Consider the following 14,497-nt stretch of genomic DNA (forward strand, 5'->3'; position numbering starts at 1 on the left):
ACGGTGAATTGGATTGTTTTATGCTTAAACTTCAACAACTAATAAGCCGAGCGCAGCTAATGAAGGAACAGAAATTACGATTCACTGCCCTGGATGTATTTCGGGGAATGACAATATGTTTCATGATAATTGTAAACAGTCCAGGGTCAGGTGCAACACCGTATTGGCCTTTGAACCATGCAACATGGCATGGTTTTACTCCTACGGATCTTGTCTTTCCTTCATTCTTATTTGCCGTTGGGAACGCACTTTCATTTTCCGAAAGGAAATTTCAGTATCTCTCATCCAAACAGGTACTTTTGACCATTTTCAAAAGAGCGGCATTGATTTTTTTATTAGGCTTTTTAATGTATTGGTTCCCCTTTTTTAAAATAACGGAGCAACATGAAATCATATCTTTCCCTTTACATGAGACTCGTGTATTTGGCGTTTTACAGCGTATTGCCTTATGTTATCTTTTTACAGCCCTAGCGGTGTACTATGTTCGAAGAAAGTATCTTGTTTGGCTTGCGATTGCATTATTATTAATATATTGGGTCATCCTACTAATTTTTGGCACGGATGCGCCCTATTCATTAGAGGGAAATGCCATATTCAAACTCGACCTATGGCTTCTTGGCGAGTCTCATTTATATCATAGCCACGGAATTATTTTTGATCCGGAAGGTTTGTTGAGCACAATACCTGCTATTACCAATGCAATTGCAGGGTATTTGGTCGGTAAGTATTTACAAGAAAAGGGCGGAACGGTACAGAGCCTTGGTAAATTGTTGATTATTGGCGCTATCGGTGTATTGATAGCCTTGGTATGGAATCAGGTGTTTCCTATAAATAAAAAAATATGGTCCAGTTCATTTGCGCTATTAACGATTAGCTTAGACCTACTAATTCTTCCTTTGTTGGTTCCAATTTCAGAAAATGATAATGGCGTCCCAAGAAAATGGACTAATTTCTTTATTATCTTTGGAAAAAATCCGCTATTCGTTTACCTATTATCCGAAATTGTTTTGATCAGCCTATTTTTAATACCTTTAGGTGGAACTTCGTTGTTTGATTACATCAATGTACATCTGTTTCAGAAATTACTCCCCGGTCCGGCAGGATCGTTATTATTTGCACTATGCTATATGCTTTTCTGCTGGAGTGTAGGGTGGCTACTTGATCGCAAGAAGATTTATATAAAAGTCTAACGAGATGGGCACATCACAAATATGATGCAATTACTCTGCTGAACGAAATCAAGTAAAGACTTGTTTTTTACCCTTATTAAAGATTTGTACATTCGCATTAGCTTTAATTCTGCTAAGAAGCGTGGAGTGCATGCTCTGAAGTTGATCGCATTGAAATAGTGAGGAAAAGTAATAATACGTTAAATGCAAAAAGAGTATATATACCCTATTGCCATGACAATTGCCGGCTTTGACGGTAGTGGTGGCGCAGGAATTCAGGCAGACATCAAGACCTTCTCCGCATTGGGATGCTTTGCTACCTCGGTGTTAACAGCACTTCCCGTTCAAAACACACAAGGGGTTCAAGCGATTTATGCCATCCCGGATCGGGCCATACAGGAACAGATAAGGGTTCTATTGAGCGACATTTTTCCGAAAGCTATAAAAATTGGAATGGTGCACACAGCAACTTTAGTGGATGTCATCGTAGAAACCCTTTCAGAATATCCAAAAGTTCCACTTATTTTCGATCCCGTGATGGTAGCAAGCAGCGGACATCGACTAGTACAAGACGCAACTGTAGCTACTATTGTGGAAAAGCTAATTCCGAAAACCGATCTTATTACCCCCAATATCGATGAGGCTGCTGTACTTGCCGAAATGAAAATCAGCTCCCTGGATGATATGTATATTGCCGGCGAACGGATTTTGAAGCTGGGAGCTACGAATGTTTTATTGAAAGGAGGCCACTTGCAGTCATCTACGCTTACGTCCTTATATTTCGACAATCAAGGTAAAGTCCATTCCTATGAGTCAGCTAAACTGGAAACGAATAATCTACATGGAACAGGCTGCACGCTATCATCTGCTATTACAAGCTTCTTAGCCCGGGATTTCCCTATGGAAAGCGCAATAGTTGCGGGACAGTGCTATACGTACAAAGCTATCAAAAACGGAATGGATGTCTTAACGGGTAAAGGGCGCGGCCCTTTAAATCATTTTTTCGATCCTGAAAAATTAATAAAAAACGCTTTTCTTTCGGAGAGCGAGCAAGATCAAAAAAACAGGTAAAGCCCGTGTGAATGCTATTAATTATTAACGCCTGAGCAACCGATATGTTCGACTTTCACACGAGGCCGTCTAGGCAAGGCTACTACTGCAATTTAGGATCGAAATCAAATATCAGTTTCCCTTCAATGGCGTTAAAGCCCACTCTATTCAGTTGTCCTTGAGGTCCGTGATCCACGGCTCGGTCAAATTTGGTACCGATGGCATTAATCGCGTGCAAAAATGAAATGTCACCATCAGGAAAATCGGGAGAATTGTTTTCATTCCTTGCGCCTTTTGGTTTTTCCGGCGTGTACAACCGCAAAAACAGTTTATCACTTCCGTTATATACAATAAAATCCTTTGCTTTATTTTTTATTACAACCCAGTTGAAATCGCGATAATAGCCCTTAAACTCCGGATAATCCCATGATTCGCCCGTGACCGTATTATTGTACTTTTTGTTCCAAACACCGAAGGTATTTCCCTTCATCCGATTTTTCCATACCCTATAGGGGCCTCGTCCCATATACCGAACACCGGTAATTAAATTTTCAGGAAAATTAAAGTTAATTCCTAAAAAGGGATACTCGTTATGCGGATTGGAATTATAAACATTGTATGCATATTCCAATGTTAATAAACCGTTCGGAGCCAATACATAACGAACCTTCTTCCAAGCACCGGTATACTGAACATCCACATAAAGGCTGTCTCCTTTTTTGTAATGTTTCATACCTACATAAGATGCCTTTCCTACCGCCAATTGCGGGCCGTTAGTCAAAGGAATTACCGTGCCGTTACTAATCACACTTTGCAGTAAGCCACTTTTTGTATCAAAGGCAATGGTAGTTTTATTCGATTGTAAACGTAAAGTATTATTAGCTTCGTCAACGGAAATAGGCCAGCTTATTTTTGTGCTGAGCCATCTTTCATTCATTTCAGTTGGTGATTTTAGTGACCAAGTCCAAGTGAAAATCTCCCGGCCATAAGGATCTTTAGCGGTAAGTACTAACACATCGGTCTTCGCTAAATCATGCTGAAAGGGTAAGCGTAAATAGCCGTTTTGCTGAGGCTCTACATTGGGTCCTTGTAAATCACCTTTCTCAAGAATTTTCACGGTGGTATCTGATTCATATGGTGCCGGTAATTGCCGACATTCATAGCTAAACCTAATCTGATTGAGATTGGTATAAAGGTAATCATTGCTGAGCGGAAGTAAGCCATCAAAGTTTTGGGGAAGCTTATCAAGAGCTATCTTTATAGGTGACCAAATCTCTTTAATAGTATAAAAACTCCCTTCTTTTTCACGATAAGGTCCAAGTATTCCATCGGGTGCCAAGTTACCTTTTATATCCATGCGTCCTTCCTGATCCAACCGCACAACCCCTTCGTCTGCAAAGGACCATAAAAAGCCTCCGGCAGATAATGGTTTACTTCTCATCAGGTTCCAGTGATCTTCCAGCCCGGCACCGTGCCCTCCGTCATAGAGTCCGTGTAAGAATTCAGTAGGAAAAAATACTTCTTTTCCATTATACAATGATCCGACACAGCAATCATAAGCTCTGTAATGCTGCGTGTCGGTACCTTCAAAATTATTCCATGGGTGTATAACGGTGCGCTTTTGTGGGTCATATTTTGCGTAATCGGCAACGAGCTCGTGATTATTCCCCCCTTCGTTTCCGTTAGCCCAGATAACGATAGAAGGATGATTTACGTCCTTCATAACCATTTCTTTAAGTAATTTACGTCCGACGCTGGTATCGTATTTTTTTTGCCAGCCTGTCAATTCATCAATCACAAACAGTCCGAGCGAGTCGCAAATATCTAAAAAATGAGCGTCCGGAGAATAATGAGACATACGAACCGCATTCATATTCATGTCTTTTATAAGATTAACATCTAACTCACTGATTTCCTTGCTCATTGTTCTGCCAGAGGTAGGCCATGCGCTATGTCTGTTAACGCCTTTAAAACGCACTTTCACGCCGTTCACGAAAAAGCCTTCTCCACGTCTCAACTCAGCGGTTCGAAAGCCAAACTTTTCGACCTTGCTGTGAATGATTTTGCCTTTATAGTCTCTTAATCTAACAACTACCTGATAACGGTTGGGAAATTCAGGCGACCATAATGCAGGTTTAGTCACTTTATTATTCAGTGTTACTTTCCCTGATTTGTGATCGAGTTTCGCTTGAAATGCTTTGCCAACAAGCTTTCCGTCTAAATCGCTTATCTGCGCTTCCACATATCCATGTGCTAACTTTCCTTCTGTGTGTACGTCCATCACGAAACTGCCATCTGCTCTAGCATCAATAGCCGTCCATTCTATATGTGTCTGCGGCGTAATTTCTAAATATACGGGACGAAAAATACCGCCGAACACCCAGAAATCTGACATCCGTTCGGCACGATTGACCGAAGTATCGGCCGATATTTTGCTGACTTTAACTTCCAAAAGGTTATCTCCCGTTTTCTTCAGTAATTTAGTGATATCATATTTAAATCGATAAAAAGAACCTTGATGAATAGCTCCCGCGATTTTACCATTAATCTTCACTTCTGTATCGGTCATTGAACCTTCAAAGACTATTTTCACGGTTTTATTTTTCCACGTCGGGTTGCTGGGAAATCGATACTTATAATAACCGATTTCGTTTTTACTGAAATCTTCTTCCCAACCATAGTGGTAGGTTCCAAAACCCTGCGTTTCCCAATTCGAGGGCACTCCAATCGTCGTCCACTGCCCACTTTTTGCACCGGAAGAAACCATAAAATCCCAATTTTTAGTATGATCTTTGTCCGTTCCTGAAAGATATTTGACCACTGTTTCCTGACTAAATACCGTTGATCCCGACAGAAAGCACAAAAGGAAGAAGCTTATAAGACCTATTTGTGGCCTACTACAAAAAGCGATTACGGAAATTCTATATTGCTGAAGCATAATTATTGGCTCGATAATGATAAGTGTTAGTTTTACAATTTTCAGCATTTTTGTGCATTAAACAAAATATTGTTTAGATTATCCGCCAAGCGCGACTAAGACCCAAATGTATAGCGTTGTTGCAGACCTTATTGAGTCGGGAAAAATGGGGAGATTTAGTTCATATGCAAAACAAAACAGTTCATTTATCCTTTATAAAAGGAATGTCTTAAATACACCCTAAAAATGGCATAAAGAGCCTCTTCTATTCTCATAAATAGGTAATACCTTTGTTATACGATAATAAGACAAAAAAAAATAGCTAACAAAAAATAAAACACTGAATTATGAAAAACAATGTTATATGCTGGTTTGAAATATATGTCCGGGACCTAGAAAGGGCAAAGACGTTTTACCGGACAGTTTTAAATAGAACGTTCTTTGATGCTGAATGCGCACCAGGCGAAGCGCCTCAAGAAATGAAGATGACTTTCTTTTCTTCGCCTGATGAGGAGACCGATAAGGTAAGCGGCGCACTGATAGAAATGCCCGGCACAAAAGAAGGCGACGGTGCTTGCGTCAATACCATCGTTTATTTTCCCTGCCAAGATTGCAGTATAGAAGAGAGCCGTGTAGAAGCGGCCGGAGGAAAAGTTCATAAATCGAAATTTTCTATTGGCGAATACGGCTATTGTTCTCTGTGCATGGATACAGAGGGCAACCTCTTTGGCTTGTATTCAATGGAGTAATGAAAGAGAATTTAACCCTTTAGTAATGTGTAACACATAAAACATTAATAGTTTTATAGCTAACAGCTAATAACCTCTAATTAAAATAAATAATATGAAACTCAATCCTTATTTGAACTTCGATGGCCAGGCAGAAGAAGCATTCAAGTTCTATCAATCAGTTTTTGGCGGTGAATTATTTATCCAAAAAATGAGTGCGGCTCCAGGAGGTGAAAATCTTCCTGACCATGAAAAAAACTATGCGATGCATGTCTCTATTCCCATTGGTGAGGGACAATTTTTAATGGCTTCCGATTGTCTAAAATCAGCAGGTCATCAATTAAACGTAGGAAACAACAACTATATCTGTATCACACCTGATAGTCGCGAAGAGGCGGATAGATTATTTAACGGATTGTCGGCCGGAGGAAAAGTCGAAATGCCTATGGCAGACATGTTTTGGGGCGATTACTTTGGTTCATTTGAAGACAGGTACGGTGTTCGTTGGATGATCAATTATAACGAAAAGGCGAAATAACAAATCTTAAGTATTGAAGGAGTGGGAGACGAATCATCTGCCCACTTCCTAACGATTATTCGCCGCTTCCTGAAAAACTCGCGAACCTTCAAATGCCAGAATTGTTATGGTAAAAACAAAGATATTTTACCATGGCTAAAAAATGGTTCCTTGCTGCCAACAAAAAGCAAACGGACGGCAATAGAATGGAAGCACCGCAAAGGATCAATGCGAGTGACGGAATCAACACCTCAGCTTCCCTCGAGACACTCCCTCACGTTTTATTCGCAGATGATGATGCCAATATGCGGGAATATGTTAGTTGTTTACTTAAGACACAATATCGAGTAACCGTAGTTCAGAATGGCATTATGGCTCTTGAGCTAGCAAAAACAACACGACCCGACCTAATATTAAGCGATATTATAATGCCTGGGATGGACGGAATACAGCTATTGCAGGCGTTACGTCAAGATCCGAGAACACATGATATCCCACTCATTCTACTTTCCATAAGAGCGAGCGAAGCGTCAAAAATTGATAGTTTCGACGCCGGTGCTGACGATTATTTAGTAAAACCTTTCACTCCGCCCGAATTATTGGCACGAATTAAAGCGCATATCACGCTTAAGAGAACGAGAAACCAAGCCTATCAGGCTATTAAGAGCAGTGAAGAGCTTCTACAGTCTGTTTTTAACGGCGTGCCAAGCTCGATTGCTGTATATAAAACATGCTATGCTGCAGATAATTCCATCGATGATTTTGAAATGTTCTTATTGAACGATTTAATGTGCCAATCACTTAATCGACCAAAGCACGATATTATTGGAAAACGTTACCGCGAATTATTTCCTACTGCTTCGAAGCTCGATGTATTGGACCTGTTTAAAGAAGTTGTTTATACGGGGCAATCAACTAGTTTTGAACGATGGTACGAAACAAATGGAAAAAATCGCTGCTTGCGATTTAAAGCGAATAAGCTTCATGATTTGTTGATCGTAATAGCGGACGATATGACAGCAGAAAAGCAGTTACAGATAAAGAATGAGCAAATGAAGGCAAAACAGTTAGAGATGGAAGCGCGACAACAAAGAGAAATTTTTCGCGTAACACTTCGGACCCAAGAAGAAGAAAGAAGGCGGATTTCGGAGAATCTACATAATGGACTCGGACAGATGCTATTTAGCATTAAGCTGAATTTAGATACGATTGATTTAAGCGATTCCCTTTTTTCGACTGAGGAGAACCGAAAAAAATTAAAAAATGCGGAATTACTTCTTGCCAATTGTATTCGAGAAAGCCGACGAATTTCTCATGAGCTTATGCCCAGCATTTTAGAAGATTTCGGATTAGAGGCTGCTATTGAAAATATCTGTAGTCAACTTACCGGCCCCTGCAATTTCGTTGCAGAAATCGAACCCATAGTCCCTCCGGCTGACCAAGAGATTCAGCTAGCCGTTTATCGTATTGTTCAAGAACTCGCCTTGAACATCGTTAAGCATTCGCAAGCTACCGAAGCCTCTATTAAAATCTATGATTCAAATGAAGGTTTTATCAATGCAACGGTTTCGGACAATGGTATCGGTTTTGATATTCAAAAAGAAGACAACAATGCTACCGGCTTACTCACCATAAAGCACAGAGTAAAAATGTTAAGGGGAAATATACATTGCAGTTCCCAAATTGGTATAGGTACTGCAATAAAAATTTCGCTTCCGAAAACTATCGATACGTATTAGCAAATACAAAGCTTCCCTCATTATTTAGTTTCAACTCTTATTTCACCCCCCTTAAGAAACAAATCGTGCGATACAAAATAACCTTTATTTGGTTTATCATTGACTATAATGTTTTTCAGCGCCCTTCCTTCTCCAGCTTTTATTATAGTAAGTTCTTTACCACCCATTCGATGCCATTTCACTTTATCGAAAAGTGGCACGGTCACAAGGTAAGTCGGATCCGTTGCAGAATATGTGTATAGACCCAATGCACTCAGTACATACCATGAGGACATTTCACCTGCATCATCCATTCCACAAAGGGCTAGCCCCTCATCACCAATACCATAGAGATTATTTAAGATATAATCGATAATGCGTTGCGATTTTTCGGGCTTCTCTATAAAATAATAAGCGAAAGGTGCTTCATGGTCAGGCTGGTTTCCATGGCAATACTGTCCGATCATTGTTTCAACGTTTCTTGCTATATAAGTTGGATTCCATGGGATGGTAAATAACGAATCTAGTTTTGACTCGAACGCTTTCTTTCCACCGTATAATTCAATCAGTCCTTCCATATCATGCGGTGCAAAAAAAGACACTTGCCAAGCATTGGCTTCTCTATACATGTATTCATAATAAGGGTATTGCGGATTGAAAGGGGTTATCCAGTCTCCATTGTCTAATCTGCCCCGCATAAGCTTTGTCGTTGGATCAAATACGTTTCTGTAGTTCTTTGAACGGGCTATCAAACGCTTATAATTGACTTCATCGCCCAGTTTTTTTGCCATTTGCGCAAGCGAATAATCATCATAAGCGTACTCGAGTGTTTTTGAAACACCCGCTTTCCCTTTTGTTTCAACATGCGGGTTTGCGATGTCAGGATCCGATATATAACCTTTCTGTATATACTCATCTACATAAGGGCGGGCACCATTTGACGCATTTGCATTCCGTAATAATAGTTTGTAAGTTCCTTGAACATCAAAATCATTGATGCCACGTAAATAAGCGCCAACTATAGAAGAAGCTCCATGATCACCATGAAAGAAAGTTGGAATAAACCCTGTTTTATCTCCCACGTCTTTCATTGATTTAATGACATCCAATGCGACCTGCGGAGCAAGTAACCCGAGGAGTACGTCCTTATTCCGGTAAGTGTCCCAAAGGGAAGGTTCAGTATAATAGTTGAAATCTGCTTTATCCACGTTTCCTTTTGCGTCGGTAAATTCTCCATTCACGTCGCTACGTAAAGCAGGCCATAACAAAGACCGGTATAGGGATGAGTAAAACATTTCTTTTTGTTTTTTTGTTCCCCCTGTTACTTCTATAGAAGATAATATTTCGTTCCATTGACGGCTAGCCTCCTCTTGAATTTCAACAAAGCTTTTATTACCTATTTCCTGTAAAAGGTTTTGTTTAGCGTTTTCCATGCTAACAAATGACAAACCTATTTTAAGTTCAACAGGTGCTTTACTTTCATTTGTTAAATGAACAAGAGCAAAGCCCTTTGACTTTTCTGTTTGATTCTTCTGGAGCTTTTTTATATCCGTATTCAAAACGGCATAAAAATATATGCGCTCACCTGTTTGTTGATATCCTTGTAGCGTTCTACTATCTATTTGATCAATTTGCCACGCCGACACTCGGTTATTTGCCTTGGCAAGATCGAAGAGTATCTGTCGGTTCATGGTATTTTTATAATCATATGAATGGTACCCACAGCGAAGCGTTGTGGTCAATTTAACATCAACCTGATAATCATCTAAAAATACTTGATAAAATCCAGGTGCGGCTTGCTCGCGTTTATGTGTGAACTTCGAACCGAAAGAATCATCGGGATTAGATATGGGAAGTATGGGAATATTACAAAGATTCCAATGCCCTTTATTTGTATGAGTAAAACCATAAATTACTGTATCTTCATATTCGTAGCCGGCGCCTGAACCATATTCCGTAATCGGACTCAATTGAACCATAGCATTAGGCAAAGAAGCTCCCGGAAATGTAAGACCTGCCCATGACCTCCAACCTGTAGGAAGCTCATAACCAAGAATTTTTGGATCCGTAAGTGGCGCAGTACCGATGAAAGGATTTACATACTGTATATAATTCTGTTTGGTTTGCCCCCTACCGAAAAGAGCGATAAACGATAGAATCATTGTAAAGATTAAGGTTTTTTTTGCTTGACTATTCATCTTATATTTATGCTTGGCTTTTCAAATATATACATTCAGGTTCTTATACTTACAATGCACCAGAAATGTTACAAAATCGATTTAGCAAACTCAAGAGCTTACATTTGAAAAGGACGTTTATGAAGACTTGTCAAAAGAAAAGCCTTCAACCGGGGAGATTGAAGGCTTTATTAACCAATTATAAACCTAAATTATGATATCACAAATCTACGCCATCGTTGGCTTTTTTGCAAAACCTTAACAATCTTTAACATTTCAAGATCATGTTCTCCGATTAATCCAGCTCGTAGGTTCAAATTAGCAGTAGCAACCTATGATCATGCGTAAAATGCCGCGAGGAGGCACAGTTATTTCATATATTATGGTAATATGTGGTAAAAAAACAGGAAATACCCCGTTTATTTCTCTCCTTTTTCCTCTAGTTTTTACACTTTTTTACCCGGTTCTTTGTGTTAACAAAATTATCAACCAAATGAGAAATAATATTGACAAACACTATGGCGAGATCATCGAACGCACTATCAGACGTAATGGTTACAGCATTAGCGAACTGTCGCGATTGATGAAAGTAAATAGGCGATCTATTTACAATTGGTTTAATCAAGCTAAGTTTAAATCTGAAATTATTTTTAAGATCGGTTGTGCTTTGAAACACGATTTTTCGGACGAATTTCCCGAGTTATTCTCACCTGCGGATTTCCAGCAGGCATTTAGCAAAAGCAGATCTTTCAGTGACGATTTTTTAGCGAGTGAATTGGAAAAAATAAATTATTGGAAGGATAAATATATATCCTTGTTAGAGGAATATAACGAAATTTTGGCTATAAAAGGCAAGGATGCGCCTACAAGTGCCTACATGAGTCTAAAGCAACTGTAAGGAACAAACCAAGATTCTCACCCTTTATCATTCATGTGCACATCATAATACAGAAAAGGCTATTGCAAAATTACAGTGGCCTTTTATCAATATGTTAAATCTCCGGTATAAGCCTGTTGATCATCAGGGACAGGAACTTGATTGATTCTCTCAACCGGCGCTTTTAAGGCCTGATATTTTTTGATTCTTGCAAAAGCTATAAGCGCCACCAATCCTAATGATATCCAAAGTAGATCAATTAGCAGAATATCCGTTGCATGTCGAGCCCAGGTATTCCATAGCCAATTACCGGAAAAAACGCCGTTAACAACAGGAACCAGCAAAGCTAATATACCGCCTAAAAGTAAAGTCTCTGCATTAGTACGCCTGAGATTTCTCCTAAGAATATAATATAGGCTAATTACCAGCCAACTGCAAAAGTAAATTTGGTAGATTAAGGTTTGATTTACGTTACCAATGAACTTGATTAGGACAAATGAAAAAGCAGTTACAGGGAACATCGTTAGACAGATGGCTAAAAAAACGTTAGACAACCAAAAATTAAATTTTCTCTTATAAGAAGCGACACTGCTTTTGTCGCGCGCAACCAGCCAGATCAAGATACCGGATATAATAACCACACAACCCGCTATTCCCAAAATAAAATTAACAAGTTTTACAAAATACCCCCCATAGTCACCAAAGTGCAATCGATATATAAAGCTTTTAACCGATGCAATGTAGGTTGGCGTATCGTAGGGTGAACGATGGGTCAAGACCTTTCCCGTCTTCAATTCATAAGTAATTTGTCCGGTTCCTGCAAAGCTTTGTTTACGATCTGCCTCTGACTCGATCGACAGTAACATACTTTCATCGCCATAGTTCTTAATAGCTACACGATTGAAGAAAGCACCTGGCCATCTTTTCTGTGTTTGATCCATATATTCTTGAATATTGGGCGTTGACGTTAACGGCTTGCCGATGAAAGTAGCTTCAGCAGCTGTCGCATATTCCAAATCTTGAAATACTTTTTCCATATCGCCTTTATAGAGTAGTTGGCTAAAGGGTGCCAAAAAAACGGTATTAATGATTAAGATAATACCGGTAAGGGCAAAAACGAATTGAAATGGAAAACCGATTACGCCCAAAACTGTGTGTAGATCTGTCCACAGGGTCTTCCATTTAGACCAGGGTCTGAATAGATAAAAATTGGAAACCAACTTGTCCCAGTGTAGCAATAAGCCCGTAATTAACGCAAACAGGAAGAGAAAGGCCACCAGACCTGCAATCAGATAGCCAATGGGGTATCCTATTCGTAGGGGGATCGCCTGATTGAGTTGGGCCAAAAAATGCAAACGATAGAGAAACTCGCCCATATCATACGATTCTTCATAACTTTTTTCCTTACGCTCAGCAAAATCATACCCTATATAAGCCCGCTCTTTTGCTTTAGGATTATGGAGCGTGTCCTTAGAAGGCGCTATATTTATATAGCAATGACTCGTGTTGGGGTAAAGGTAAAAGTTAACATCCCTACCTGCAAGATTGTATTTTGAATCAAGGGAATCCAAGAGTAGTTGATAGGGTAATCCGTGAGATAGTTTTTCATTTACTGATTTGCCGCTTTGCCAAGCGCTGATCTCGTCTTTAAAAAAAGAAAATGAACCGGCGAAAAAAATAACATATAATAGCGATGCTATGATAATGCCGCTTATCGTGTGGGTATGGAAATAAATATTGTAGTTTCGGTTATTCATAACGTGCTATTTTAGTAGGTAGGGTAATAAAAAGACGATGGTTAACGCTAAATAGATGATCCACGGCTTCCACCACGACCTCGAGAGGAAAGCGAAAAGCAATAGTAAGGCCCAAAGCACATAGCCTACTACGGCGCCGGTTACAATAACATTCTTTTTTTCGAGAAAACAAGCGAGCATTAAGAAGAACGAGATCATAACACCGTATCCACCGAAAAAACCCGCACTGATTTTCATCCATCTTTGCCACGGTGAAGAAGTTAAATATTTTTTATTAGCTGGCATGACTAAAAGATAAAGGTTTCAAGAACAATGGAAAAAAAATAAATGGCAAGTAAATGGTGCCATCGAATATAACGTAACGGTGACAACACCACAACAAAACTGGCGCACACCATCAATAGCAGCATTGCACAGAAAATACCAGCCCCTATTCCTAATCGGTTAATCAACAAAACCGATGTCACCAGGATCAAAATTAAGCTAAGCATTCGTGTTAAAATAATTCGTTCTCTGAAGTATATTGCCCGGGCCGGTTTATTCTTACTCGGAACCCGTTGAGAAAGATTATATAAAAGGTAGAAGGCAATAAGAAGTAAAATAAAAACTGTACTGTACATAATCGCCTGATTTTTTACTATTATTAATTAGATTGATTACAAACAATACAAAGGTAAACAAAAAAGTGTCTTTAGCAAGCTTTAAATAAGTATTTTCCTTCCAAGCAAAAAAAGCAACCTGTAACTTGACTAACAGATTGCTTCATATTACTTTAGGGCAACTTTCTTTGCCAACATTATTCAACGACTCCTCCGACAGGGAAATTACTTGTCAGCCGCTATACTTATTTTGTAGGGATTTTGCTGAAGATCGGCTATACGTTGAATTGATTGCGAAAAGTAGCGATCCAACTCTTGTAATTTTGATAACGCTTCTTGATTCGCTATGTCGGCATTCTTCTTCCGCAGCCTCGCTACTTTTCTTTGTTCCAATGTGAGCGCTTCCTTTAATGAACGTTGCATGCGAGCGATCTCTTTTGCTTCATAAGCTTCTCGTTTAGCAAGTTCCTTTTGAAATTTTTTTTCAATTTCTTCAATCGCCTTTTTACTTTCTTCTACTGCGATTCCCTTTCCGATATTTTGCTCATGCACATTGATAAAATAGGCTTTATCACTTTGGAGTTCCATTCGGTTTCCTTTACTGCCTTGAATACGGGCAACCATGAGGTCGTACTGGTTCCAAAGAATATCAATGTTTCGCTGATGAAATTCAATTTGACTTTTCAGATCGTCTATCATTTTGGCTGGTATCACTAATTCCGGCCCACTTCTGAAATTCTCGTGAGCGCCACTTGTCGTTTGATTAGCAAGTGCGTTACCAGCGCTTGCAATTGCTATTAGACTACTTAATACTAACGTTTTCATACTTTCTTTATTTATTGTTAATCTTATTTTCCACATTGGAACGATCGAAATCATCAACCATGTTTTAGCCCCAATGACCATTTATGCCAATAATTCACATTATCGTTCCAAAACAATAAACAACTGATTATCAATTAAATAAATTATAAAATATTAGGTTACA

Annotated in this window: 11 protein-coding genes; 6 read left to right on the top strand and 5 right to left on the bottom strand. The window is 39.2% G+C overall.

The genetic code is table 11. The features are described from left to right. Positions 1 to 59 precede the first annotated feature (59 nt). Together ACH11B_RS24365 and thiD are read left to right on the top strand one after the other, a co-directional pair. A complete protein-coding gene (locus ACH11B_RS24365) occupies positions 60 to 1,190 on the top strand; it encodes an acyltransferase family protein (RefSeq protein ID WP_377610859.1) in 1,131 nt (376 codons plus the stop codon). 183 nt (positions 1,191 to 1,373) lie between these two features. After that, positions 1,374 to 2,240 carry a bifunctional hydroxymethylpyrimidine kinase/phosphomethylpyrimidine kinase gene (gene thiD, locus ACH11B_RS24370; protein WP_377610861.1) on the top strand — a complete coding sequence of 289 codons (867 nt, stop codon included), beginning with the start codon at positions 1,374 to 1,376 and terminating at the stop codon, positions 2,238 to 2,240. Positions 2,241 to 2,322: 82 nt separating this feature from the next. Here thiD and ACH11B_RS24375 read toward each other — a convergent pair whose 3' ends face one another. After that, positions 2,323 to 5,205, bottom strand: a complete 2,883-nt coding sequence (locus tag ACH11B_RS24375) for a glycoside hydrolase family 2 TIM barrel-domain containing protein (protein ID WP_377610863.1) — start codon at positions 5,203 to 5,205, stop codon at positions 2,323 to 2,325. A gap of 278 nt (positions 5,206 to 5,483) precedes the next feature. Between ACH11B_RS24375 and ACH11B_RS24380 the strand changes: the two genes are divergently transcribed. The 3 genes from ACH11B_RS24380 to ACH11B_RS24390 all read left to right on the top strand — a co-directional run bounded on the left by ACH11B_RS24380 (position 5,484) and on the right by ACH11B_RS24390 (position 8,120). Then, the gene (locus ACH11B_RS24380) at positions 5,484 to 5,885 is read left to right on the top strand and encodes a VOC family protein (RefSeq protein WP_130858421.1); all 402 of its coding nucleotides are present in this window, start codon (positions 5,484 to 5,486) and stop codon (positions 5,883 to 5,885) included. Positions 5,886 to 5,979: 94 nt separating this feature from the next. Next, entirely contained in the window at positions 5,980 to 6,402 is a 423-nt protein-coding gene (locus tag ACH11B_RS24385; RefSeq protein ID WP_013667730.1) for a VOC family protein, read from the top strand. A gap of 131 nt (positions 6,403 to 6,533) precedes the next feature. Continuing rightward, complete coding sequence (locus ACH11B_RS24390; protein WP_130858422.1) at positions 6,534 to 8,120, top strand: response regulator; 1,587 nt, start codon at positions 6,534 to 6,536, stop codon at positions 8,118 to 8,120. 20 nt (positions 8,121 to 8,140) lie between these two features. Here ACH11B_RS24390 and ACH11B_RS24395 read toward each other — a convergent pair whose 3' ends face one another. Then, the gene (locus ACH11B_RS24395) at positions 8,141 to 10,297 is read right to left on the bottom strand and encodes a GH92 family glycosyl hydrolase (RefSeq protein WP_377610865.1); all 2,157 of its coding nucleotides are present in this window, start codon (positions 10,295 to 10,297) and stop codon (positions 8,141 to 8,143) included. Between the two features lie 472 nt (positions 10,298 to 10,769). Here ACH11B_RS24395 and ACH11B_RS24400 point away from each other — a divergent pair, with 472 nt between their 5' ends. Further along, positions 10,770 to 11,174: a hypothetical protein gene (locus ACH11B_RS24400; protein WP_377610867.1), complete on the top strand. Its 405-nt coding sequence runs from the start codon at positions 10,770 to 10,772 to the stop codon at positions 11,172 to 11,174. An 86-nt stretch (positions 11,175 to 11,260) separates the two neighbouring features. On the opposite strand, the gene ACH11B_RS24405 is transcribed toward ACH11B_RS24400, so the two are convergent. From ACH11B_RS24405 to ACH11B_RS24415, 3 genes are all read right to left on the bottom strand, one after another. After that, a complete protein-coding gene (locus tag ACH11B_RS24405; RefSeq protein ID WP_377610869.1) occupies positions 11,261 to 12,910 on the bottom strand; it encodes a PepSY-associated TM helix domain-containing protein in 1,650 nt (549 codons plus the stop codon). Positions 12,911 to 12,916: 6 nt separating this feature from the next. After that, complete coding sequence (locus tag ACH11B_RS24410; protein WP_130858425.1) at positions 12,917 to 13,195, bottom strand: hypothetical protein; 279 nt, start codon at positions 13,193 to 13,195, stop codon at positions 12,917 to 12,919. Between the two features lie 539 nt (positions 13,196 to 13,734). Continuing rightward, positions 13,735 to 14,334 carry a hypothetical protein gene (locus ACH11B_RS24415; protein ID WP_013667737.1) on the bottom strand — a complete coding sequence of 200 codons (600 nt, stop codon included), beginning with the start codon at positions 14,332 to 14,334 and terminating at the stop codon, positions 13,735 to 13,737. Positions 14,335 to 14,497 lie beyond the last annotated feature (163 nt).

The sequence above is a fragment of the Olivibacter sp. EAT-5 genome, from assembly GCF_044784325.1.
Classification (GTDB): Bacteria; Bacteroidota; Bacteroidia; order Sphingobacteriales; family Sphingobacteriaceae; genus Olivibacter; species Olivibacter oleidegradans.

Excerpts from the sequence above, each read along its gene's own strand:
- thiD (WP_377610861.1), top strand. The coding sequence starts at position 1,374 with ATGCAAAAAGAGTATATATACCCTATTGCCATGACAATTGCCGGCTTT.
- ACH11B_RS24380 (WP_130858421.1), top strand. The coding sequence starts at position 5,484 with ATGAAAAACAATGTTATATGCTGGTTTGAAATATATGTCCGGGACCTA.
- ACH11B_RS24415 (WP_013667737.1), bottom strand. The coding sequence starts at position 14,334 with ATGAAAACGTTAGTATTAAGTAGTCTAATAGCAATTGCAAGCGCTGGT.
- ACH11B_RS24400 (WP_377610867.1), top strand. The coding sequence starts at position 10,770 with ATGAGAAATAATATTGACAAACACTATGGCGAGATCATCGAACGCACT.
- ACH11B_RS24405 (WP_377610869.1), bottom strand. The coding sequence starts at position 12,910 with ATGAATAACCGAAACTACAATATTTATTTCCATACCCACACGATAAGC.
- ACH11B_RS24410 (WP_130858425.1), bottom strand. The coding sequence starts at position 13,195 with ATGCCAGCTAATAAAAAATATTTAACTTCTTCACCGTGGCAAAGATGG.
- ACH11B_RS24390 (WP_130858422.1), top strand. The coding sequence starts at position 6,534 with ATGGCTAAAAAATGGTTCCTTGCTGCCAACAAAAAGCAAACGGACGGC.
- ACH11B_RS24385 (WP_013667730.1), top strand. The coding sequence starts at position 5,980 with ATGAAACTCAATCCTTATTTGAACTTCGATGGCCAGGCAGAAGAAGCA.
- ACH11B_RS24375 (WP_377610863.1), bottom strand. The coding sequence starts at position 5,205 with ATGCTGAAAATTGTAAAACTAACACTTATCATTATCGAGCCAATAATT.
- ACH11B_RS24395 (WP_377610865.1), bottom strand. The coding sequence starts at position 10,297 with ATGAATAGTCAAGCAAAAAAAACCTTAATCTTTACAATGATTCTATCG.
- ACH11B_RS24365 (WP_377610859.1), top strand. The coding sequence starts at position 60 with ATGAAGGAACAGAAATTACGATTCACTGCCCTGGATGTATTTCGGGGA.